Source organism: Microbispora sp. NPDC046933 (assembly GCF_040644635.1).
Classification (GTDB): Bacteria; Actinomycetota; Actinomycetes; order Streptosporangiales; family Streptosporangiaceae; genus Microbispora.
Window position 1 is genome coordinate 133587 of sequence record NZ_JBEYWW010000008.1, and the last position, 22590, is coordinate 156176.

The following is a 22590-nucleotide window of genomic DNA, read 5'->3' on the forward strand; positions in this document are numbered from 1 at the left end:
CGACGGCTGAGCACGCGCCTCGCGCGATGTCCGATGCCGATCTGCTGGCCCGCCACCTCGGCGGGGACCCTCACGCGTTCAGCGAGATCGTCAGGCGGCACCGCGACCGGATGTGGGCGGTCGCTCTGCGTACGCTCGGCGATCCCGACGAGGCCGCCGACGCGGTCCAGGACGCGTTCGTCTCGGCATACCGGAAGGCGGGCAGCTTCCGCGGCGAGGCGGCGGTCACGACATGGCTCCACCGAATCGTCGTCAACGCCTGCCTCGACCGCATGCGCCGCAAGTCGGTGCGCCCGGTGGCCGACGACGAGCTCATCGAGGCCGTGGAGCGCGAGGTTCCGGCCACCGACCAGGCGGGCGAGCGCGAGGTCTCCCTGGAGGTCACGGCGGCGCTCAAGCTGCTGCCGCCCGACCAGAGGGCGGCCCTCGTGCTGGTCGACATGATGGGGTACGGGGTGGACGACGCGGCGGCGGTGCTGGGCGTCCCGCCAGGCACCGTGAAGAGCCGCTGCGCGCGGGGCCGCGCGAAACTCGCCCCGATTCTTTCGCATCTGCGGAACCGATCCGACCTCACCCGCGTCTCATCCGGGAAGGGAGCAGAACTTCGTGACGGGTGACACGCACTACGACCTGGAGGTTCTCGCCGAACTGGCGGAGGGTCTCCTCGACGACACGATGGCCCGGCGGGTCCGCGAGCATCTCGCGGTCTGCGACCCCTGTGGGGAGAGCCTTGCCGACCTGGCCGCGGTTCGCGAGGTCCTGGCGGCGATGCCGGTGCCGGCGATGCCTCTGGGCGTCGCCAAGCGCATCGACCGGGCACTGGCCGCCGAGGCCCCGGACTGGGACCGCGTCCTGCGGGAGGCCCCATGGGACAGCGCTCCACGGGAGAGTGTCCCGTGGGAGAGCGCTCCGTGGGAGACGGTCGAGCCTCCGGTCGCGACCCCGGTGGGAACCACCGCGGAATCCATCGCGGCGACTCACGTGGAGCCGGAGCGCGAGCCCGCGCCGGCCACCCCGACGGCCACTCCACTGGGTGTCGTCGCCGACGACGGGACGATCGTGCCGGCCAGGCGCCGTTCCGGAACGCGTACGGCGGGCCGTAAGGCGTCCAGGCGGCGCGCGTGGGCGATGCCGGCCGTGGCCGCCGCCGCGGCGGCCGTCGTGATCGGGAGCGGCGGTCTCGCCACCGGCCTGCTCTCGTTCGGCGACTCGCCGTCCCAGCCGGTGGTGAGCCAGGGCGACCCGGGCCAGAGCCCGACCAACGTCCAGGCGTTGACCTACTCGACCTACGCCAGTGGCCACAACTACACCAGCCGGGAGCTGCGCGGGCCGCTGCTGGGTTACTTCGGCGTGGCGCCCGGCTCGGGCACCAACGACGACGAGGACCTGGACACCTGCGTCAAGCGGTTCTCGAACGAGCTCGACCGCACGCCGATCGGTGTCGACAAGGCCCTCTACAACGGCAACGAGGCCACCGTCATGGCGTTCTGGGAGGACAAGAGCATGAACGCCGTCCGGGTGGTCGTGGTGGACTCCGACTGCCGCAAGCTACGGCCCGAGGGTCTGGCCACCTGGAAGTGACCGCACGGCGCGAGCCGTACCATCAGCAGTGGCGAAGCCCCCCGCGACCTCCGGGGGGCTTCGCCGTATCGGGGACCGGCCCGGGAATGACCGGGGCCTAGGATCTGTTGACGGCACTGCACATCAACCGGGAGCGAAGAGGGCGGGTCCGTTGAGCGACGTTCGTAACGTGATCATCATCGGGTCGGGGCCGGCCGGCTACACGGCGGCCGTCTACACGGCGCGCGCGGACCTGAAGCCGCTCGTCTTCGAGGGGTCGGTCACCGCGGGCGGGGCGTTGATGAACACCACCGATGTGGAGAACTTCCCCGGGTTCCCCGACGGCATCATGGGCCCCGACCTGATGGACAACTTCCGCAAGCAGGCCGAGCGGTTCGGCGCCGAGCTGGTGGCCGACGACGTGGTCGAGGTGGACCTCGAGGCGAACCCGAAGGTCGTCAAGACCTACACCGACACCTACTACGCCAAGGCCGTGATCCTGGCCACCGGGTCGCGCTACCGCGAGCTCGGGCTGGAGAACGAGAAGCGGCTGTCGGGGCGGGGCGTGTCGTGGTGCGCCACCTGTGACGGGTTCTTCTTCCGCGACCAGGACATCGTGGTGGTCGGCGGCGGCGACACGGCGATGGAGGAGGCGATCTTCCTGACCCGGTTCGCGAAGTCGGTGACGGTGATCCACCGCCGCGACTCGCTGCGCGCCAGCAAGATCATGCAGGATCGGGCGTTCGCGAACGAGAAGATCCGCTTCGTCTGGGACAGCGAGATCGCCGACGTGCTCGGCGAGGAGCGTATCTCCGGTGTGCGGGTGCGCAACGTCAAGACCGGCGAGGAGTCCGACCTGCCGGTGGGCGGCCTGTTCATCGCGATCGGGCACGAGCCCCGCACCGACCTGGTCAAGGGTCAGGTCGATCTGGACGAGCAGGGGTACATCGAGGTGGAATCGCCCACGACGCGGACGAACATCGACGGGGTGTTCGCGGCCGGGGACGTCGTCGACCACATCTATCGCCAGGCGATCACGGCGGCCGGGACCGGGTGCGCGGCGGCGCTGGACGCCGAGCGCTGGCTGACGCTGAACGCCTGAGTCCCGACATCGGGAATGCGGGGACCGTCCCCGCGGTTGTCTGCACCGCCACACCACTCATGCAAGGGGAGAAATACCGTGGGCGCGATCAAGAGCGTGACGGACGCGAGCTTCGAGGCCGAGGTCCTCAAGAGCGACAAGCCGGTTCTGGTCGATTTCTGGGCCGAGTGGTGCGGTCCGTGCCGTCAGGTCGGGCCGATCCTCGAGGAGATCGCCGCCGAGCACGCCGACAAGCTGACCATCGTCAAGCTGAACATCGACGAGAACCCGGTCACGCCGCGGGACTTCGGTGTGCTCCAGATTCCGACGATGAACGTCTACAAGGGTGGAGAGGTCGTCAAGCAGATCATCGGCGCCAAGCCGAAGGCCATGCTGCTGCGCGAGCTCGACGGCGTCATCTGACGCTGTTTCCGCCGGCACCGTCCCAAGAGCCCCCCGTGCGTGCGGCGCGGGGGGCTCCTGTGTTCCCCGGTGCCGTACGGACCGCTGGAATCCCCTCAGACGGGCCGCAGAGCCCGCTCCGGGGACATCGACCCCAGCAGGCGCTCCAGTGCCACCTCGACGTCCTCACGCCACGACACGGCCGTCTTGAGCTCCAGCCGGAGCCGGGGGAAACGCAGATGCGGGCGCACGGTCTTGAACCCGACCGACAGCAGGTAGTCCGCGGGCAGCACGCAGCCGCCCGGCTGCTCCCACTTCAGGTCGCCGAACGCCTCGATCGCCCGTACGCCGCGGCGGGTCAGGTCCTTGGCGACGCCCTGCACGAGCATCCGGCCCAGCCCCCCGCCGGTGAACTCCGGCACGATGTGCGCGGTCATCAGCAGCACGGCGTCCGAGCTGACCGGGGACGTGGGGAACGCCACCGAGCGCGGGACGTACAACGGCGGGGCGTAGAGCACGAACCCGGCCGCGACGCCGTCGACGTAGGCGATCTTCCCGCAGCTCCCCCATTCGAGGAGGGTCGCCGAGATCCACGCCTCCTTCTCCAGGCCCGGGTCTCCCGCCTCCACGGCGCGCTCGCCGCTGACGGGGTCGAGCTCCCAGAACACGCACCGCCGGCACCGGCGCGGCAGGTCATCGAGATTGTCGAGGGTGACATTGACCAGCCGACGCGACACGTGATGCCCCAATCCCCGTCAGGAGTCCTGCCAGAAAAGCGCGCGAATACGGCGTCTCCAGCTCGCATCGTAACTCAGCGGAAGGGCGGGAGCGGGTGCGCCACAGCGGCCGCCGGCGACCGAAAAAGGGGTTGGCCGGGCCGAAACCAGTGGGGCAGGAATGCAAGAAAAGGGGCCCTTGATGGTCAATACCCTGTTGTGATCCGCGTGGCGCGTTACCGTACTCTGGTTTTCCTGGCTACGTGATCGGAGGTGGACCGTGGCACAAGAGCTTGATCACGGTCGGACGAACGCGGCCCACGGGTCGCGCATTGACGCCTACGTCGACAGGTACGCCGCCCGCGCCGCCGGGATGGTCGCCTCCGAGATCCGAGCTCTCTTCGCCGTCGCGTCGAGGCCCGAGGTGGTCTCGCTCGCCGGCGGCATGCCGTACGTCAACGCGCTCCCCCTCGACCTCGTCAGCGAGCTCGTCGCCGACCTGGTCACCTCGCGCGGCTCCGTGGCCCTGCAGTACGGCTCCGGGCAGGGCGACCCCGCCCTGCGCGAGCAGATCTGCGAGGTCATGCGCATGGAGGGCATCGAGGCGAACGCCGACGACGTGGTCGTCACGGTGGGCTCGCAGCAGGCGCTCGACCTGATCACCCGGATCTTCATCGACCCCGGCGACGTCGTGCTGGCCGAGGGGCCCTCGTACGTCGGAGCGCTTGGGACGTTCAGCGCCTACCAGGCCAAGGTCGTGCACATCGCCATGGACGACCAGGGCCTCATCCCCGAGGCCCTCGCGCAGACCATCTACGCGCTCCAGGCGGCCGGTAACCGGATCAAGTTCCTCTACACGATCCCGAACTTCCAGAACCCGGCCGGTGTGACGCTGAACGAGGTGCGCCGCCGCCAGGTGCTGGAGATCTGCCGCCGCGCCGGCGTCCTCGTCGTGGAGGACAACCCGTACGGCCTGCTCGGGTTCGACGGGGAACCGATGCGGGCGCTGCGGGCCGACGATCCCGAGGGCGTGGTGTATCTCGGCTCGTTCTCCAAGACCCTCGCCCCCGGCTTCCGCGTCGGCTGGGCCCTCGCCCCGCACGCCGTACGCGACAAGCTGATCCTGGCGATGGAGTCGGCGGTGCTGTCGCACTCGTCCTTCACCCAGCTCGCCGTCGGCCAGTATCTCGCCACCCAGCCGTGGCGCGAGCAGATCAAGTCGTTCCGTGAGCTGTACCGCGAGCGGCGAGACGCCCTCTTGGGCGCGCTCGAGGTGCTCATGCCGCCCGGCTGCACGTGGACCCGCCCCGCCGGCGGGTTCTTCGTCTGGGTGACCCTCCCCGAGGGACTCAACTCCAAGGCGATCCTCCCCCGTGCGGTCGCCGAGCGGGTCGCGTTCGTGCCCGGCACCGGCTTCTACTCCGACGGCGGCGGCTCGCGCAACATGCGGCTGTCGTTCTGCTATCCGGAGCCCGACCGGATCAAGGAGGGCGTGCGCCGCCTGGCGGGCGTGATCGAGCAGGAGCTCAGGCTGCGGGACACGTTCGGCACGGGCTCCACGCCGGGCCACGCCGGCGTCGACACCCCCGGCCCGGATCTCGCCTAGACGCGGTACGGCCGCTGCCCCTGCGACGGAGGAGCCGCCCGTGGCACCGCTCATGGGCGGCTCCGGCCGGACGTGCGACGCTTGCCCGGGACGGTGATGCGGCGACGCGACGGCGCGGGCGGGGCACTAGCCTGTTCAGGCTGGCCGTACTGACTTCTTGAGGCGAGAAAGGCCCTCTTCGTGAGCGAGCGAACGATGACCCAAGGATCGCCCCCCGCGCGTCCGCGGAGGGGGACGCGACCCGGGCCACGCGACACAGATCACCGCTGGACCGGAACCGCCGCCGCGGTGGAGCGCATCGGCGGTGAGGCGCCATGAGCGATCTGGGCCACGTGCTCATCCTCGCGGGAGGGCTCTCCTACGAGCGTGAGGTCTCCATCCGGTCGGGACGCCGCGTCGCGGAGGTGCTGCGGGCGGCCGGTGTGGACGTGGAGACACGCGACGCCGACGCCACCCTCGTGCCCGCCGTGCTGGCGGACCCGCCGGACGCGGTGTTCGTCACCCTGCACGGCGGCGCCGGAGAGGACGGCGCCATCCGGTCGGTGCTGGAACTGCTCGACGTGCCCTACGTCGGAGCGACGCCGGACGCCTGCCGGGTCGCCTTCGACAAGCCCACGGCGAAGGCGGTCGTCCGCTCCTGGGGGCTGAACACGCCCGACTCGGTGGCGCTGCCCAAGGAGACGTTCCACGATCTCGGCGCCACGGCTGTGCTCGCCCGCATCATCGATCGGCTCGGCCTGCCGCTCTTCGTCAAGCCCTCCCGCGGTGGTTCCGCGCTGGGTGCGTCCATCGTGCGCACGGCGGAGGAGCTACCCGCCGCGATGGTCGGGTGCTTCGCCTACGGCGACACCGCGCTCATCGAACGGTACGTCCAGGGCGTGGAGGTCGCGGTCTCCGTGGTGGATCTCGGCGACGGCCCGGTGGCCCTGCCGCCGGTGGAGATCGTGCCCGACCGGGGCGTCTACGACTACGCGGCCCGGTACACGGCCGGGCAGACGGAGTTCTTCGCCCCGGCCCGGCTCTCCCCCGAGGCCACCGAGGCGTGCGCGGGTATGGCGGTCGCCGCCCACACCGCGCTCGGCCTGCGGGACATCTCCCGCACCGATCTCATCGTCGACGCCAGCGGCAAGCCGTACTTCCTTGAGGTGAACGTGGCGCCCGGCATGACGGAGACCTCTTTGCTGCCGATGGCCGCGGAGGCAGCGGGCCGGGACCTCGGCACGCTGTGCAAGGGACTTCTGGAGCTCGCCGCCACCCGGGGCTGATCTCACCCCCGTTTCACGTGAAACACCCCCCTCCAGGCTTCCAGAGCCCTGCGTCGCCGCCTGGAGGGGCTGCCCCGGACTCGCGATCGATGATTCTGGAGTTATGGCGGCCTAGCGGGGTGTCCACGAGCCTTGGCCCGGTCGATCACTTCGCCGGAAGGAACCTCCGGTCCTTGCGAAGCCCGCTCCGCTCCACCCACGAAAATGCCTCCGCAAGCACGGAATTCCCACGGGGCCCGGGGCGGGCCTTCGCTCCGGTCCTCACTCCCGTCCGCTCCGCTCCCTCGCCCCCAGTGAACGCCGGCGCCAGGGCGGCGGGTATGTGATTGCCGATGCGGTCTTCGCCGAACGCCTCGAACCGCTCCTGCGGCGATCGTCGGTACACGGCGCAGCAGGAACGCCGGACGAGCATGTCACCACCACGCTGGCCCCAGAAGTGCTTCCTCCCGAACGCCGAGTTCCGTGTGGCTTCCCGAGAAGCAACTGAGTGCCGGCCGGAGCCGACAGAGGCGGGGTCCGATTATCGGGGCTCCGCCCGTGGCGACCTCGCTGGCAGAACCGGCAGACCCCGACCCGGCCGAGCCACCGGCCTTCTCCCGGCAAGGGCGTGAGCGCCAAGGGGTGCTCGACCTCGCCGGGCGAACCCGACGGGGGCGTAGGGAGTTTCTGACACATGCTGCCCGTCGCGAGCCTGGATCCACGTGGATGAATCGCAAGGCGGAGGAGGAGCCGATAACAGCGTTATCGGCGACGACGACAATGCAGCGTAGGCGCCGCCTGGGCCACGCGCAGCAGGACCGTGATTTGCCAGAAGGTCGGGATTGGCCTTGGTCTCGTCCGGCCACTCCAAGCGGCCTGTGGCGCTCACGCAGCTGCCGTCGAACGATCAGGATGCCGAACTCGGTCGCAGCGGGGCATCACATCGCCCCAGTGCCCCCGCGAGGAGGCATCTGGGCGCGATGTTTCACGTGAAACTGGCGCCAGGGCGCGTAGCTACCGCAGGCCCTGCGGTCACTCCGTCGTGATGCCTCTGCTGCGCATCGCGTGGGCCGCCTCCGGCGCCATCGTGTCGATGATGCGCTCCAGGTCGTCGATCGTGGAGAACTCCACGACGATGCGCCCCTTCCGGCTGCCGAGATCGACCTTCACCTTCGTCTCGAAGTGGTCCGAGAGCCGATCCGCCAGATCGCGCAGCGCCGGCGCGGTCGGCTTCTTCGCCCGGGGCTTGCGTGGAGCCGGCCCTGCGGTCGCCTCGCCCAGAGCCACGATCTCCTCGACGGTCCGGACCGACAGCCCCTCCGCCACGATCCGGCTCGCCAGCCGCTCCTGGGCGGCGGGGTCGTTCAGTGCCAGCAGCGCCCGCGCGTGCCCGGCGCTGATGATCCCGGCCGCCAGCCGGCGCTGCACCTCGGGAGGAAGGTTCAGCAATCGCAGGGTGTTGCTGATGTGCGAGCGTGACCGTCCGACCTTCCTGGCAAGCACCTCGTGGGTGGCCCCGAAGTCGTCCAGAAGCTGCTGGTAGGCCGCGGCCTCCTCCAGCGCGTTCAGCTGCTCCCGCTGGAGGTTCTCGATCAGCGCCTCACGGAGCATCTCGTCGTCCTGAGTGCTCCGGACGATCGCCGGGATGCGGTCGAGCCCGGCGATCTGCGAGGCGCGCCACCTCCGCTCCCCCATGATGAGCTCGAAGCGGCCGGCCTCCACGGCGCGGACGACGACCGGCTGCAGCAGGCCGACCTCCTTGATGGACGCCGCGAGCTCTTCGAGCCGGTCCTCGTCGAACACCTCCCGCGGCTGCCGGGGGTTCGGGGAGATGGAGTCGACCTCGATCTCCTGGAAGTAGGCGCCCTCCACGGGGCGCAGGCCCGCCATGTCCGCCCCCGGCGCGGCCGAGGGCGGGCCGACAGGCGGAGCGCTCGCCACGGACGCCGGATCGACGATCGGTCCCGTGGGGATCAGAGCCCCAAGACCCTTGCCCAGTCCCCGACGCTGCTGGCTCACCGCTGCTCCTTCATACCCGCACCCGCACAGAAGGCGGTGCCCAGCGACTCGGGGTCACTGGGCACCGGCACGCACACACCAGGAGAGAGTACCGCTGCGAAGCCTCGCCATGAGTCTCCGCGCATCCAGCCGTGCACAACCCACCCAGACGCCGGCCCAGGGCCGGACGTAAGGAGCGGAGCGGGCCGGAGCGAGGACCGCGGCGAAGGCCCAGCGGAGCGGGCTTCGCGAGGACCGGAGCTTCCGCCCGGCGCAGTGACGTCTCGGCGCAGTGACGTCTCGGCGCTGTCCCGTTCGAAGACCGTGACGGCCGAAGCGCTGCGGGCGAAACGGTGGGGGCTTCGCGAGAACCGGAGCTTCCCCCCGGCGCAGTGACGTCTCGGAGCTGTCACGAAAGCCGTGACGGCCGAAGCGCTGCGGGCGAAACGGAGCGGGCTTCGCGAAGGCCGGAGCTTCCGCCCGCCTGTCAGTGACGTTCCGCCCGCCACCTTCTCGCCCGCATGTTCTCGCCTGTCGGCCCGCCGTCGTCGACACGCCGTCCCCGCCCGCTCCATGCGAGCGCCCGCCTGCCGTACGGCAGGCGGCTCTCTTCAGGCGCCGGCGAGGGCCGCCGCCCGATAGGCGATCTCGCGGGCGGCGCCCATGTACGCCAGCGCCCCGCTCGATCCCGGGTCGTACGTCATGACCGACTGGCCGTAGCTGGGCGCCTCGGAGACGCGGACGCTCCTGGGGATGACGGCGTCGAGCACGGTGTCGCCGAAGTGGGAGCGCACCTCCTCGGCCACCTGGGAGGCGAGGCGGGTCCGGCCGTCGTACATCGTGAGCAGGATGGTCGAGACAGACAGCGTCTGGTTGAGGTGCGCGCGCACCAGTTCCACGTTCTGCAGAAGCTGGGTGAGCCCCTCCAGGGCGTAGTACTCGCACTGGATGGGAATCAGCACCTCCTGGGCCGCCGCCATGGCGTTCACGGTCAGCAGGCCCAGCGACGGCGGGCAGTCGATGAGGATGTAGTCGAACTCCATCGCGTCGAACGAGGCGAGCGCCCGCCGCAGACGGGTCTCCCGGCCGACCATCGGAACCAGCTCGATCTCCGCGCCCGCGAGGTCGAGGGTGGCGGGAGCGCAGTACAGGTTCGGCATGTCGGGGACCGGCTTCACGATCTGCGACAGCGGCATGTCGTCCACGAGGACCTGATACACCGACGGCATCCCCGACCGGTGTTCCGTCGCCAGCGCCGTGGACGCGTTGCCCTGCGGGTCGAGATCGACCACGAGAACGCGCTGATCGTGCATGGACAGCGCCGCCGCGAGGTTGACGGCCGTGGTGGTCTTCCCCACGCCGCCCTTCTGGTTGGCCACCGTCATCACGCGACACCGGGAAGGCCGGGGCCAGGCCCCCTCGTCGCGCGTCGAGTAACCGACGGAAGGCGCAGCCGCCTGCGGGGGCGCGGCGGCTGTTTCACGTGAAACCACAGAACTCAGTGCCTCTCGTACCAGCGGCGAATCGCCAGAGTTAAGGGGGGTCTGGGACACGGTCGTCGTCCTTTCGACCGGCGAGACAGGGGGACGAGGCCAGCCCACCCCGGAGGACCGGCCTGCTGTCGCGATCTCCCAGCGTAGGGGGAGCCGAGTCTCCGGCCAACCCAGGCCCGCTGTCACACCGCCTGATCCGGCGTCCGCCACCGGCTCACCTCTTTCGTCGCCTCCGCGTGTCCGCTCGCGGAGACCGTCCGGCGACGACGCGAACGAGGGTCGCGGGCGGCTCGACCTTACCGTGCCCGACTGTGACCAGCTCGACGTGCCTCACCCCGAACGCCTCCAGCTGAGGACGGGCCGCGTCCAGTTCCTCCTGTGCCCGCTCCCCCTTCATCGCGAGCAACTCCCCGCCCTCGTGCAGCAGCGGCATCGACCACGACAACAGACGGTCGAGTGGCGCGACCGCCCGCGCCGTCGCCACGTCGAAGACGCGCTTACGGGCGAGCTCCTCGGCCCGCCCGCGCAGCACCTCGACGTTGTCCAGCTTGAGCGCCTCGACGCACTCGGAGAGGAACACGGTGCGGCGCAGCAGCGGCTCCAGCAGCGTCACGGTCACATCGGGGCGGACGATGGCGAGCACGAGGCCGGGCAGGCCCGCGCCCGAGCCGATGTCGACCAGAGTCGAGTCCGGCGGGACCGCCTCCTCCACGACCGCACAGTTCAGTAGGTGCCGGTCCCAGATGCGGGGCACCTCGCGCGGCCCCAGCAGTCCCCGCACCACGCCCGGCCCGGCGAGCAACTCGGCGAACACCCGGGCCCGCTCCAACGCCTCATCGGTGAAGATCTCCCGCGCCACCGGGGGCGCCTCGGGCAGCTCGTTGCTCTCCGTCATCACTCACTCATCCAGGAACGCTCTCGGCCAAGGGTAACCGTCCTTTCCCTTCGGCGACGGCCGGCCGTACATCCGGCGACCGCCGGCCGTGCGGACCCGGCCGAAGGGGCAGGGCGAGGAAGGGACGTACAGGACGGAAAAGCCGCCGGTCCCGGGTGTCGGGACCGGCGGCTTCCCCGCGTCGGAACTGTGAAAAGCGGTGTCGGAACTAAGGAAGGCGTCAGGCGGGCAGGACCACCACGAAGCGGCGGGGTTCCTCGCCCTCGGACTCGCTGCGCAGGCCCGCCGCGGCGACCGCATCGTGAACGATCTTGCGCTCGAACGGCGTCATCGGCTTGAGCGCCTTCGGCTCGCCGGTGCGCTTGACGTCGTCGGCCGCCGCGGCGCCCACCTTGGTGAGTTCGGCGCGGCGCCGCTCCCGATAACCGCCCACGTCGAGCATGAGCCGCGAACGCTCCCCCGTCTGCCGGTGCACGGCCAGGCGCGTCAGCTCCTGCAGCGCCTCCAGCACCTCCCCGCCGGGACCCACGAGCTCGTCGCCCTTGACGCCCACGATCGAGACCACGGCGCGGTCTCCCTCGACGTCCATGTCGATGTCGCCATCGAGGTCGGCGATGTCGAGCAGGCCCTCCAGGTAGTCCGCCGCGATCTCGCCCTCCTGTTCCAGGGCTTCGATGTCGGGAGCAGGCTTGAGGGTCTCCCCAGCTTCGGTCACGTCCGGACTCTCCTTCTCCTACGACTTCTTGCTGCCGGTGCGCTTGCTGCGAGGCTGGCGCGTCGGCTGCTGACGGACGATCTTGGGGGCGGGTTCGGGCTCAGGCTGCGCCGCCGCCTTGGGCTTTCCCACCAGCTTGGTGAAGATGCCGTTCGTCGGCTCGGGAGTGGTGACGTTGCCCTTCTCGTCCACGACCGGCATGGGGTGACGGCTGTAGAACCAGTGCTGCTGGCCGAGCGTCCACAGGTTGGTGGTCACCCAGTACAGGATCAGGCCGAGCTGGAAGTTCAGGCTGAAGACGGCGAACAGCGGCGAGATGTACATCAGGATCTTCTGCTGCTGCGCCATGGGGTTGTCCGGCATCTGCGCCATCGAGCGCTTCACGCTCTGCCGGACGGTGAGGAACGTGGTGCACGAGCTGATGGCCACGAAGAAGGCGAGCACGATCTTCGTGATCAGCGGGTCGGCGCCGAACTTCTCGATGTCCGCCGCGCTCGTGAAGAAGGTCGCCGGCAGAGGAGCGCCGAAGATGTGCGCCTCCCGGGCGCTCTCCACGAGATCCTTGGTCATCCCGAACACGGCCCGGTCCTCGGCGATGGCCCGCAGCACGGTGAACATCGAGATGAAGATCGGGAACTGCGCGACGATCGGGAGGCAGCCTCCCAGCGGGTTGGCTCCCGCCTCCTGATACAGCCGCATGACCTCCTGGTTCATGCGCTGCTTGTCGTTCTTGTACTTCTTACGCAGGTCCTGGACCTTGGGCGCGAGCTCCTGCATCTTGCGCGACGAGCGCATCTGCTTCATGAAGAGCGGGAAGATCAGCAGACGCATCAGCACGGTCAGCGTGATGATGGTCAGCGCCCAGTTGAGACCGCTGCTTGAGGGGATGAATGTGCCGTATCCGGCGTGGATGTGGGTGATCACCCAGGCCACCGCCGTATACAGCCAGTTCAGGAATGGCAGCTCCACCGAGCTAGCTCCCTTGCGTTTCGTCGTGAGACCGGACTCGGCGTGGGGGCACCGGGTCGAAACCTCCAGGATGGAACGGGTGACACCGTCCGATACGCCTGACGGTCAGCCATACCCCGCGCGCCGCTCCATGAACGGCGACGGCTTCCAGGCCGTAGGCGCTACAGGACGGTTCGAACCGGCACCTCGGCCCCAGCATGGGGCTGATGAAGGCGCGGTAGAACCGGATGAGCGCGAGCAGCACGCGGGCGACCGGCCCGGTCGCGGGCCGGTCGGCCTCCCCGGGCACCACGGCCGGGGTCGGTTGCTGCGCTGTCATGACCGTCCATCCGTCGGGGTCCGGGAATCGGACCCGCGCCGCCGGAGTAAACGACTCAGCGCGACGTCGAGTTCGGCGGCCAGGTGCTCGCTACGCGCGGACGCGGCCGGTGGATTGGCGCGTACCACCAGAAGGCTACCTCTCGGCAGCAGCGGCAGGCGGCTCCGCACGAGGTGTCTCAACCTGCGCCTGACCTGGTTACGCACCACGGCGCCACCGACCGCCTTGCTCACGACGAAGCCGACCAGCGGTGGCTCGTCGGCGTCGCGCAGGTTCAGGTGTGCGACCAGGGTGGGACGCCCGGCGCGCCGCCCACGGCGAATCGCGTCGGCGAACTCGTCACCCCGCCGCATGCGGGACGCGGACGGCAGCACCGGGCCTTCCTCGACGTACGGCCGCCCGCTCCGCTCGGCACGGGCGGGCGGCGTCTGATTGTCAGACCGTCAGCTCGGCGCGGCCCTTGCGGCGGCGCGCGGCCAGGATGGCGCGGCCGGCCCGGGTGCGCATGCGCAGCCGGAAGCCGTGGGTCTTCGCGCGGCGACGGTTGTTCGGCTGGTAAGTACGCTTGCTCACGGGTGGGCTCCAGGCTTCAAGTACGTCCGCGGCGTTCCGCGGGCGCGGTACATTCCAAGGTCACGGCTCGTCAGATGCGCGGGCATGCGAAATAGCCGTCGCGTGATTAGCCGACCGGGACACGTTACGGGCCCACCATACGTCAGGTCAAACCGGCGCCCGTGACGCCAAGCGAGTACGGCGAGCGACCATGGCCCGTTAGGCTGTGGACAACGCCTTGAACGCAGGTTGCGCACACCGCTACTGTCGGCCGTCCGGCCCTTCCCCCTATCAGCGTGAATGTGCCCGGGGAGGACGCGCGGGCTGTGCACATCATGTGGATCATATGTGGATGGCATCCGGACGAGGGCCGGTGCCGCGAGGCGTCAGGACTGACACGACACGGATCGCGGCGGGCGAGCGGGGCCGCGCAACGGGAGGAGGGGCCGAGCCATGGAAGGCGTCGATCTCAACGCTGTATGGGCTCGGGCGCTCAGGACCCTGCTCGATGAGGGCGTCTCGGGGCAGCAGCGCGCGTTTCTGCAGATGACGCAGCCCTCCGGCCTCATCAACGACACGATTCTCCTGGCGGCGCCCAACGACTTCGCCAAGGAGGTCATCGAGGTGCGGCTGCGCCCGCTGATCGTGCACGCGTTGTCGCAGGAGCTCGGCAGGCCCGTACGGATCGCCGTGATGGTGGATCCCGGCGCCGGCCTGCAGGCCGCCTCCGACCCCGCCCCCGCGTCCCCGGCCGACCATCGTCCACAGCCGCCGTCCACAGATTATCCACAGGCCCGCCCCCAGGCTCCACGCTTCCCCTTAGGCGAGGACGGCCCGATCCGGCGCGAGGCCGAGCCGCAGGCGCCGCATTATCCACAGGGCCAGCAGTATCCACAGCCTCCCCAGCACATGTCCCCGCCGGACCGCCCGCAACGGCCCGGCGGCTACTCCCCCGAGCCCCCCGCGGCGCCCAAGCCCGAGCCGATGCCGGGGCCCGGCCCCGTGTCCGGCCCCGTGTCCAGCCCTGTGTCCGGGCCGGTGCCCGGCTCCGGGCAGAACCGCTGGGAGGCCCGCGGCGGCCGCGCCTCCGGCGAGCCGGCCCGGCTGAACGCCAAGTACACGTTCGAGACGTTCGTCATCGGCGCCAGCAACCGCTTCGCGCACGCCGCCGCCGTCGCGGTCGCCGAGGCCCCGGCCAAGGCGTACAACCCGCTGTTCATCTACGGCGACTCCGGGCTGGGGAAGACCCACCTGCTGCACGCGATCGGCCACTACGCGCAGAGCCTGTACGACGGCGCCCGGGTGCGGTACGTGAGCTCCGAGGAGTTCACCAACGACTTCATCAACTCCATCCGCGACCACAAGGCCGACGGGTTCCGCTCCCGCTTCCGGGCTGTGGACATCCTCCTCGTGGACGACATCCAGTTCCTCGAGGGCAAGGAGCAGACGCAGGAGGAGTTCTTCCACACCTTCAACACCCTCCACAACGCCAGCAAGCAGATCGTCATCTCCAGCGACCGGGCGCCGAAGCAGCTCGTGACGCTGGAGGACCGGCTGCGCAACCGGTTCGAGTGGGGGCTGATCACCGATGTCCAGCCGCCCGAGCTGGAGACCCGCATCGCGATCCTGCGCAAGAAGGCGATCCAGGAGGGCCTGGCCGCGCCGCCCGACGTGCTGGAGTACATCGCCAGCCGCATCGCGACCAACATCCGCGAGCTCGAGGGCGCGCTGATCCGGGTCACCGCGTTCGCCAGCCTCAACCGGCAGTCTGTGGACATCCAGCTCGCCGAGATCGTCCTCAAGGACCTCATCAGCGAGGACGCGAGCCCGGAGATCACCATCTCCCTCATCATGTCCACAACCGCCGAATACTTCGGCGTCTCGCTCGACGACCTGTGTGGAAGCTCACGCTCACGCGCCCTGGTCACCGCCCGCCAGATCGCCATGTATCTGGCCCGTGAGCTCACCGACCTGTCCCTGCCCAAGATCGGCCAGCAGTTCGGCGGGCGCGACCACACGACCGTGATGCACGCGGAGCGTAAGATCCGGTCGCTCATGGCCGAGCGGCGCTCGATGTACAACCAGGTCAACGAGCTGACGACACGGATCAAGCAGCGCGCTCGCAACGCTTAGTACACAGCTGTGGATAAGTCTGTGGATCAAAAATTCCGCCCTCGGCGGCGGCTCCGTGCGTTACCCCCACCCTCTCCGGCCCGCCAACGCGCCGTCCCCACTTGGGGACAACTTTGGGGAGAACCTGGGGATGGTTTGGGGAATACCCGTGGACGAGCTGGGGACGCCCTGTGCGTACTCGTCACACACAGCTCAGCTGTCCCTTTTACCCCGTGGACAACCGGTGGAAACCTCGTGGATTACTCGTGGACAGAGGGCCCTTCACCTGGGGACCGGGTGTGGGGACAGCGGGACCACCCACAGTCCACAGGGGGTCCGTCCACGTTTCCCCCACACCGGCAGTGGATGAATCAGCTCCACTGAGCTGCGAAAATGCTCGACATCCACATATCCACACTGCCTAATGAGACGACTTGTATCTCTCTCCCTAAGGAACTCAAGAACCATAGAAGGGGTTCTGGAGGCACGCAGGTGCGGGAGAGTGAAGACTTGACGAAGCAGCGACACCCAGGAGGCTGATCCACGTGATGTTCCGGATCGATCGCGACGTGCTCGCCGAGGCCGTGGCGTGGACGGCACGGAGCCTTCCGGCCCGTCCCTCGGTGCCGGTGCTGGCCGGCATGCGGCTGGAGGTGACCGACGACCAGCGGCTGAAGCTCTCCGGCTTCGACTACGAGGTCTCCGCCGAGGTGACCCTCGACGTGCAGACCGGGGAGCCGGGCGTGGTGCTCGTCTCCGGCAAGCTCCTCGCCGAGATCACCCGCGCGCTCCCCGCACAGCCAGTCGAACTCGTTGTGGACGGAGCGAAGGCCGTCGTCACCTGCGGCAGCGCCCGGTTCACACTTCTCACCATGCCTGTGGAGGACTACCCCTCCCTTCCGGCCATGCCCCCCGCCGCCGGACGGGTCGGCAGCGACGTGTTCGCCTCCGCCGTCGGCCAGGTGGCCGTCGCCGCGGGCAAGGACGACACCCTCCCGATGCTCACCGGCGTACGGATGGAGATCGAGGGCGACACCGTGACCCTCGCCGCCACCGACCGCTACCGCCTCGCCGTACGCGAGCTGAAGTGGCAGCCCGAGCAGCCCGACTTCCAGGCCGTGGCGATGATCCCCGGCCGTACGCTGGCGGACACGGCCAAGGCGCTCGGCGGCTCCGGCGCCGAGGTCGAGATCGCGCTGAGCTCGGCCGGCGGCACCGGCGAGGGCATGATCGGGTTCTCCAGCTCCGGACGGCGGACGACGACCCGGCTGCTCGACCCCGAGTTCCCCAAGTACCGCTCGCTGCTGCCCACCGAGTTCTCCGCGCGCGCCGACCTGTCCACAGCCTCGTTCGTGGAGGCCGTCAAGCGCGTCGCGCTCGTCGCCGAGCGCAACACCCCCGTACGGCTGGCCTTCCGCGGCGGAGAGGTCGTCCTGGAGGCCGGCAGCGGCGACGAGGCGCAGGCCGTGGAGGCGCTGCCGGTCGAGTTCGACGGCGACGAGATCAACATCGCCTTCAACCACCAGTTCCTGCTGGAGGGCCTGGGGGCGATCGACTCCGACGTCGCGCGGCTCCAGTTCACCACGCCGACCAAGCCCGCCATCCTCACCGGGGGCAAGCCTGTGGACGACGGAGCGACCGAGGACTACCGCTACCTCATCATGCCCATCCGCCTGTCCAGCTGACCCGGCAAGAACACCCCGGGCGTACGATCTCCTGCGGGCATGGACCTCTGATGCATGGGTACGCGTGCCTCGGTGGACGACGCAGAGGTTGAGGGGTGGCTCAGATGCAGATCGGCATGATCGGGCTCGGCAAGATGGGCGGGAACATGGCCGAGCGGCTGCGGCGCGGCGGCCACGAGGTCGTCGGCTACGACCGCGATCCCTCCGTCAGCGACGTCGGCAGCCTGAAGGACCTCGTCGAGAGGCTTCAGGCGCCGCGCGCGGTCTGGGTCATGGTCCCCGCCGGGGCGCCGACGCGGAGCACGGTCGAGCAGCTGCGCAACCTGCTGTCGGACGGTGACGTCGTCATCGACGGCGGCAACTCGCACTATCTGGACGACCAGCGGCACGCGGCCGACCTCGGCACCCGCGGCATCGGCTTCGTCGACGTGGGCGTCAGCGGCGGCGTCTGGGGCCTGGAGTACGGCTACGCCCTGATGGTCGGCGGCGACGAGGAGCACGTCCGCCGGCTCATGCCGATCTTCGACACGCTCAAGCCCGAGGGCGAGGACGGCTTCGTCCACGCGGGCAGCGTGGGCGCCGGTCACTTCGCGAAGATGGTCCACAACGGCATCGAGTACGGCATGATGCAGGCCTTCGCCGAGGGCTGGGAGCTGCTGGAAGCCAGCGACGCCGTCACCAACGTCCCCGAGACGTTCAAGAGCTGGCGGCACGGCACGGTCATCCGGTCCTGGCTGCTCGACCTGCTGGTGCGGGCGCTGGAGGAGGACCCCGATCTCGCCGAGCTCAAGGGCTACGCCGAGGACTCCGGCGAGGGCCGGTGGACGGTCCAGGCCGCCGTGGACCACGCCGTGCCCCTGCCGGCCATCACCGCCGCGCTGTACGCCCGCTTCGCCTCGCGTCAGGCGGACTCCCCCGCCATGAAGATGGTCGCGGCGCTGCGCAACCAGTTCGGCGGGCACGCCGTCGCCTCGGCCGAGGGCCAGACCGGCAAGGGCGCCGACGCCCCCGGAGCCGACGTCACCCCGCCCGTGGAGGCCGAGCGCTGACACGCCGCTGGGCCCCGGAGTCCATGCGCCGCGTGCCGCGACGGACAGCAGCCGCAGCGGTCCGTCGCCCACAGGCTGTGGACGAACCACCCGGCGCCCACCCGTTGTCCACAGTGCGCCGTGGCCGGGACACGAAGGCCGGGCACCGGCACTAGCCTGGCGGGGTGCACGTGGCGAGCCTGTCCCTCACCGACTTCCGGTCGTACCCGGAGGTCGAACTCGTGCTGGAACCGGGGGCGACGGCGTTCGTCGGGCCGAACGGGCAGGGCAAGACCAACCTGGTCGAGGCGCTGGGCTACATCGCGACCCATTCGAGCCACCGGGTGGCCACCGACGCGCCGCTCGTACGGCACGGCGCCCAGCGCGCGATCGTGCGCGCCGCGGTGGTCAGGGACGACCGCCGCGCCTTGATCGAGGTGGAGATCAACCCGGGCCGGGCCAACCGCGCCAGGGTGAACCGCTCGCCCGTCCCCCGGCCGCGCGACGCCCTCGGCCTGCTGCGGACCGTGCTGTTCGCCCCGGAGGACCTCGCTCTGGTGAAGGGCGACCCGTCCGAGCGCCGCCGTTTCATGGACGACCTGCTCGTCGCCCGTGTCCCCAGGTTCGCGGGTGTGCGTGCCGACTACGAGCGCGTGCTCAAGCAGCGCAACGCGCTCCTGCGTACGGCCGCGGCGGCGCGGGCGGGACGGCGGCGCGGCGGCCGCAGGCAGGAGGACGACGCGGCCTTCGCCGCCGCAGGCGCGGGAGACGTGCTGAGCACGCTCGAGGTCTGGGACTCCCACCTGGTGCGCCACGGCGCGGAACTGCTGGCGGCGCGGCTGCGCCTGGTGGACGCGCTGCGTCCGCTCGTGGGCAAGGCGTACGCCACTCTCGCCCCGTCGTCGGGGCTCGCGGATCTCGAATACCGGCCGTCCGGGTTATCCACAGATATCCCCACCCTGGGGACAAACCGGGAACTACTGGCCGAGCATCTACGGGCGGGCCTCGCGGAGGCGCGCCAGGCGGAGCTCGAACGCGGCGTGACCCTCGTCGGCCCGCACCGCGACGACCTGCTGCTGCGGCTGGGCGAGCTGCCGGCCCGGGGCTACGCGAGCCACGGCGAATCGTGGTCGTTCGCGCTCGCGCTGCGGCTGGCCGCCTACGACCTGCTGCGGGCCGACGGCGGCGACCCCGTGCTGATCCTGGACGACGTCTTCGCCGAGCTGGACGGTCAGCGGCGCAGGCGGCTCACCGAGATCGTCGCCCCGGCCGAGCAGGTGCTCATCACGGCGGCGGTGCCGGACGACGTGCCGCCCGAGCTGGCCGGTGCCCGCTTCGACGTGATGGAAGGGAGCGTGACCCGTGTCCGATGAGATATCCACAGGCGGTGGACAGTCCCCGAAGGGCGCGGCCGCGCGGGGTGCCGCGATGGCGCGGGAGAAGCTGGCCCAGGCGAAGGCCGACGCGCTGAAACGGGGGCAGCTCCCGCGGACCGAGCCGCGCCGCCGTTCCGGCTCGGGCGCCCAACGACGGGACTCCGGCGACCCGTTGCCGTTCGGCCGGGCGATCCGCGACCTGCTCGCCGCCAGGGGATGGGAGCAGCCGGTCGCGGTGGGCGGGGTGTTCGGCCGCTGGGCGGAGATCGTCGGCCCCGAACTGGCCGCCCACACCCGGCCGGAGAGCTTCGAGGACGGCGAGGTGATGGTCGCCGCGGACTCGACCGCCTGGGCGACCCAGGTGCGGCTGCTCGCGTCCACCCTGGTCAGGCGGCTGAACGAGGAACTCGGCGACGGCACCGTGACCCGCGTCAAGGTGCACGGACCCGGCGCGGGCCACCGCCCGGAGGGCGGCCTGCGCGTACGCGGGAGCCGTGGGCCTGGCGACACGTACGGCTGAGCGCGGGGCGGGGAGCGCCTCCGGGGGCTCGCACGAGCTCGCGACGATCTCGAACCGACCCAAGGAGAGCCCGAACCGGCCCAAAATCGCGTCTGAGGCTCCGACCCCCGTTCCGTGTGGGGGGTGCTCGGAAACATGATCGTCAAGCGACAGGGCATCACAGCCCCCGTGAATGCCACCTGATGTCCATCGGACCGGTAGAATGTAAACGGACTCAAGGACACGTCCGGTTTGCGTCACCCCGGTCCCATGGGCCGATTTCCCCTGGGTGGGCGCATCGGGGCACTCACGACGGTGACGGGCACGGCAGGGGCAGCCAATCCACGGTGTCGCCCGCCGCGTGTCCGCGGCAGGAGGATTTCGCACTTGTCCTACGACGCTAGCTCTATCACCGTTCTCGAAGGGCTGGAAGCGGTCCGCAAGCGCCCCGGTATGTACATCGGTTCCACCGGTGAGCGCGGGCTGCACCACCTCGTCTACGAGATCGTGGACAACGCGGTCGACGAGGCGCTGGCCGGCTACAACGACCTGATCGAGGTCACCCTGCTCGCCGACGGCGGCGTGCGCGTGCTCGACCACGGCCGCGGCATCCCCGTGGGCATCGTCCCCGCCGAGGGCCGGCCCGCCGTGGAGGTCGTCTTCACGGTCCTGCACGCCGGCGGCAAGTTCGACAGCAAGTCGTACGCCGTCTCGGGCGGCCTGCACGGCGTGGGCGCCTCGGTCGTCAACGCGCTGTCGACCCGCCTGGAGGTCGAGGTCCGCACCGACGGCCACGTGTGGCGGCAGAAGTACGTGACGGCCAAGCCGACGGCCTCGCTGGAGAAGGGCGAGCCGACCGACGAGCACGGCACCATGATCAGCTTCTGGCCCGACCCGGCCATCTTCGAGACGACCACCTGGAACTTCGAGACGCTCGCGCGCCGGTTCCAGGAGATGGCCTTCCTCAACAAGGGCCTCAGGATCACGCTGACGGACGAGCGGCCCGACCACATCATCGACGGCACGCCCAAGGTCGTCACCTACCACTACGAGGGCGGCCTGTCCGACTTCGTCACCCATCTGAACTCGAAGAAGGACCCGATCCACAACTCGGTCATCGACTTCGAGGAGCACGGCGACGGCATCTCGGTCGAGATCGCCATGCAGTGGAACGCCTCCTACAGCGAGTCGGTCTACACCTTCGCCAACACGATCAACACCGCCGAGGGCGGCACCCACGAGGAGGGCTTCCGCGCCGCGCTGACGACCATCGTCAACCGGTACGCGCGCGAGCAGAAGTTCCTCAAGGAAGGCAAGGACGACAACCTCAGCGGCGACGACGTCCGCGAGGGGCTCGCCGCGATCATCTCGGTGAAGCTGGCCGACCCGCAGTTCGAGGGCCAGACCAAGACGAAGCTGGGCAACACCGAGGCGAAGTCGTTCGTCCAAAAGGCCTGCAACGACCACCTGCGCGACTGGTTCGAACGCAACCCGGGCGAGGCGAAGGAAATCATCAACAAGTCGCTCCAGGCCTCCCGGGCCCGCATCGCGGCCCGCCAGGCGCGCGACCTCACCCGCCGCAAGTCGCTGCTGGAGAGCGGCAGCGGCCTTCCGGGCAAGCTGGCCGACTGCCAGTGGTCGGAGCCGGAGAAGTGCGAGCTGTTCATCGTCGAGGGCGACTCGGCCGGCGGCTCGGCCAAGGGCGGGCGCGACCCCAAGTTCCAGGCGATCCTCCCGCTCCGTGGCAAGATCCTGAACGTCGAGAAGGCCCGGATCGACAAGGTCCTCAAGAACAACGAGGTCCAGGCGCTCATCACGGCTCTGGGCACCGGCGTGCACGACGAGTTCGACATCTCGAAGCTGCGCTACCACAAGCTGATCCTGATGGCGGACGCCGACGTGGACGGCCAGCACATCACCACGCTGCTGCTGACGCTGCTGTTCCGCTTCATGCGCCCGCTGATCGAGGCCGGGCACGTCTACCTGTCCCAGCCGCCGCTCTACAAGATCAAGTGGGACCGCAAGGGCGAGGACGCCTCGTACGCGTACTCCGACCGGGAGCGGGACGCGATCATCGAGGACGGCGTCGCCCGCGGCCGGCGCGACCCCCGGCTCCACGACGGCGTGCAGCGGTTCAAGGGTCTGGGCGAGATGAACGCCTCCCAGCTGTGGGACACCACGATGAACCCCGACACCCGGGTGCTGCGCCAGGTCACACTCGACGACGCCGCCCAGGCCGACGACCTGTTCAGCGTGCTGATGGGCGAGGACGTCGAGGCCCGCAGGAACTTCATCATCACCAACGCCCGCGACGTCCGGTTCCTCGACGTCTGAGCAGCG

The 22590-nt window shown here is 70.0% G+C and carries 21 protein-coding genes; 12 read left to right on the forward strand and 9 right to left on the reverse strand.

From position 1 onward, the window contains the following. Positions 1 to 26: 26 nt before the first annotated feature. From sigM to trxA, 4 genes are all read left to right on the forward strand, one after another. On the forward strand, positions 27 to 617 hold the full coding sequence (sigM, locus tag ABZ857_RS13260; protein WP_142564177.1) for an RNA polymerase sigma factor SigM: 591 nt from the start codon (positions 27 to 29) through the stop codon (positions 615 to 617). Continuing rightward, a complete protein-coding gene (locus ABZ857_RS13265; protein WP_357042219.1) occupies positions 607 to 1581 on the forward strand; it encodes a zf-HC2 domain-containing protein in 975 nt (324 codons plus the stop codon). The genes sigM and ABZ857_RS13265 overlap by 11 nt, the downstream gene beginning before the upstream one ends. A gap of 151 nt (positions 1582 to 1732) precedes the next feature. Further along, positions 1733 to 2662 (forward strand): thioredoxin-disulfide reductase, encoded by a 930-nt coding sequence (trxB, locus tag ABZ857_RS13270; protein ID WP_357042222.1) that lies wholly within the window; start codon positions 1733 to 1735, stop codon positions 2660 to 2662. A 78-nt stretch (positions 2663 to 2740) separates the two neighbouring features. Continuing rightward, on the forward strand, positions 2741 to 3064 hold the full coding sequence (gene trxA / locus ABZ857_RS13275) for a thioredoxin (RefSeq protein ID WP_357042225.1): 324 nt from the start codon (positions 2741 to 2743) through the stop codon (positions 3062 to 3064). A 95-nt stretch (positions 3065 to 3159) separates the two neighbouring features. On the opposite strand, the gene ABZ857_RS13280 is transcribed toward trxA, so the two are convergent. Then, positions 3160 to 3780 carry a GNAT family N-acetyltransferase gene (locus ABZ857_RS13280; RefSeq protein WP_142573380.1) on the reverse strand — a complete coding sequence of 207 codons (621 nt, stop codon included), beginning with the start codon at positions 3778 to 3780 and terminating at the stop codon, positions 3160 to 3162. Between the two features lie 352 nt (positions 3781 to 4132). On the opposite strand from ABZ857_RS13280, the gene ABZ857_RS13285 reads away from it, so the two are divergent. Next, positions 4133 to 5365, forward strand: coding sequence for a PLP-dependent aminotransferase family protein (locus ABZ857_RS13285; RefSeq protein WP_357042556.1), 1233 nt, complete (start codon positions 4133 to 4135; stop codon positions 5363 to 5365). Between the two features lie 314 nt (positions 5366 to 5679). Beyond that, the gene (locus ABZ857_RS13290; protein ID WP_357042228.1) at positions 5680 to 6630 is read left to right on the forward strand and encodes a D-alanine--D-alanine ligase; all 951 of its coding nucleotides are present in this window, start codon (positions 5680 to 5682) and stop codon (positions 6628 to 6630) included. A 1011-nt stretch (positions 6631 to 7641) separates the two neighbouring features. On the opposite strand, the gene ABZ857_RS13295 is transcribed toward ABZ857_RS13290, so the two are convergent. The 8 genes from ABZ857_RS13295 to rpmH form a co-directional block, all read right to left on the reverse strand. Beyond that, on the reverse strand, positions 7642 to 8628 hold the full coding sequence (locus ABZ857_RS13295; RefSeq protein WP_357042231.1) for a ParB/RepB/Spo0J family partition protein: 987 nt from the start codon (positions 8626 to 8628) through the stop codon (positions 7642 to 7644). A 590-nt stretch (positions 8629 to 9218) separates the two neighbouring features. Continuing rightward, the gene (locus tag ABZ857_RS13300) at positions 9219 to 9992 is read right to left on the reverse strand and encodes a ParA family protein (RefSeq protein ID WP_357042234.1); all 774 of its coding nucleotides are present in this window, start codon (positions 9990 to 9992) and stop codon (positions 9219 to 9221) included. A gap of 322 nt (positions 9993 to 10314) precedes the next feature. Further along, entirely contained in the window at positions 10315 to 10995 is a 681-nt protein-coding gene (gene rsmG, locus ABZ857_RS13305) for a 16S rRNA (guanine(527)-N(7))-methyltransferase RsmG (RefSeq protein WP_357042237.1), read from the reverse strand. Between the two features lie 220 nt (positions 10996 to 11215). Further along, positions 11216 to 11710, reverse strand: a complete 495-nt coding sequence (locus tag ABZ857_RS13310; protein WP_357042240.1) for a R3H domain-containing nucleic acid-binding protein — start codon at positions 11708 to 11710, stop codon at positions 11216 to 11218. A gap of 18 nt (positions 11711 to 11728) precedes the next feature. Then, positions 11729 to 12679 (reverse strand): membrane protein insertase YidC, encoded by a 951-nt coding sequence (gene yidC, locus ABZ857_RS13315; RefSeq protein ID WP_357042243.1) that lies wholly within the window; start codon positions 12677 to 12679, stop codon positions 11729 to 11731. 4 nt (positions 12680 to 12683) lie between these two features. Beyond that, complete coding sequence (yidD, locus tag ABZ857_RS13320; RefSeq protein WP_357042246.1) at positions 12684 to 12998, reverse strand: membrane protein insertion efficiency factor YidD; 315 nt, start codon at positions 12996 to 12998, stop codon at positions 12684 to 12686. Beyond that, a complete protein-coding gene (gene rnpA / locus ABZ857_RS13325; RefSeq protein ID WP_079314209.1) occupies positions 12995 to 13372 on the reverse strand; it encodes a ribonuclease P protein component in 378 nt (125 codons plus the stop codon). The genes yidD and rnpA overlap by 4 nt, the downstream gene beginning before the upstream one ends. Positions 13373 to 13433: 61 nt before the next feature. Beyond that, a complete protein-coding gene (gene rpmH, locus ABZ857_RS13330; protein ID WP_015772801.1) occupies positions 13434 to 13571 on the reverse strand; it encodes a 50S ribosomal protein L34 in 138 nt (45 codons plus the stop codon). A gap of 432 nt (positions 13572 to 14003) precedes the next feature. Here rpmH and dnaA point away from each other — a divergent pair, with 432 nt between their 5' ends. From dnaA to gyrB, 6 genes are all read left to right on the forward strand, one after another. Then, a complete protein-coding gene (gene dnaA, locus ABZ857_RS13335; RefSeq protein WP_357042249.1) occupies positions 14004 to 15683 on the forward strand; it encodes a chromosomal replication initiator protein DnaA in 1680 nt (559 codons plus the stop codon). Positions 15684 to 16207: 524 nt separating this feature from the next. Then, positions 16208 to 17347, forward strand: a complete 1140-nt coding sequence (dnaN, locus tag ABZ857_RS13340) for a DNA polymerase III subunit beta (protein WP_357042252.1) — start codon at positions 16208 to 16210, stop codon at positions 17345 to 17347. Between the two features lie 104 nt (positions 17348 to 17451). Then, positions 17452 to 18396 (forward strand): phosphogluconate dehydrogenase (NAD(+)-dependent, decarboxylating), encoded by a 945-nt coding sequence (gnd, locus tag ABZ857_RS13345; RefSeq protein WP_357042559.1) that lies wholly within the window; start codon positions 17452 to 17454, stop codon positions 18394 to 18396. Positions 18397 to 18560: 164 nt separating this feature from the next. After that, complete coding sequence (recF, locus tag ABZ857_RS13350; protein WP_357042255.1) at positions 18561 to 19748, forward strand: DNA replication/repair protein RecF; 1188 nt, start codon at positions 18561 to 18563, stop codon at positions 19746 to 19748. Continuing rightward, complete coding sequence (locus tag ABZ857_RS13355; RefSeq protein WP_357042258.1) at positions 19738 to 20271, forward strand: DciA family protein; 534 nt, start codon at positions 19738 to 19740, stop codon at positions 20269 to 20271. Before recF ends, ABZ857_RS13355 begins: the two co-directional genes overlap by 11 nt. 366 nt (positions 20272 to 20637) lie before the next feature. After that, on the forward strand, positions 20638 to 22584 hold the full coding sequence (gene gyrB / locus ABZ857_RS13360; protein ID WP_357042262.1) for a DNA topoisomerase (ATP-hydrolyzing) subunit B: 1947 nt from the start codon (positions 20638 to 20640) through the stop codon (positions 22582 to 22584). Positions 22585 to 22590 lie beyond the last annotated feature (6 nt).

What these genes read in the sequence shown, in the direction of transcription:
- sigM (WP_142564177.1), top strand. Translation starts at nt 27, where the DNA reads ATGTCCGATGCCGATCTGCTGGCCCGCCACCTCGGCGGGGACCCTCAC.
- ABZ857_RS13285 (WP_357042556.1), top strand. Translation starts at nt 4,133, where the DNA reads ATGGTCGCCTCCGAGATCCGAGCTCTCTTCGCCGTCGCGTCGAGGCCC.
- ABZ857_RS13290 (WP_357042228.1), top strand. Translation starts at nt 5,680, where the DNA reads ATGAGCGATCTGGGCCACGTGCTCATCCTCGCGGGAGGGCTCTCCTAC.
- ABZ857_RS13300 (WP_357042234.1), bottom strand. Translation starts at nt 9,992, where the DNA reads ATGACGGTGGCCAACCAGAAGGGCGGCGTGGGGAAGACCACCACGGCC.
- rsmG (WP_357042237.1), bottom strand. Translation starts at nt 10,995, where the DNA reads ATGACGGAGAGCAACGAGCTGCCCGAGGCGCCCCCGGTGGCGCGGGAG.
- yidD (WP_357042246.1), bottom strand. Translation starts at nt 12,998, where the DNA reads ATGACAGCGCAGCAACCGACCCCGGCCGTGGTGCCCGGGGAGGCCGAC.
- dnaA (WP_357042249.1), top strand. Translation starts at nt 14,004, where the DNA reads ATGGAAGGCGTCGATCTCAACGCTGTATGGGCTCGGGCGCTCAGGACC.
- gnd (WP_357042559.1), top strand. Translation starts at nt 17,452, where the DNA reads ATGCAGATCGGCATGATCGGGCTCGGCAAGATGGGCGGGAACATGGCC.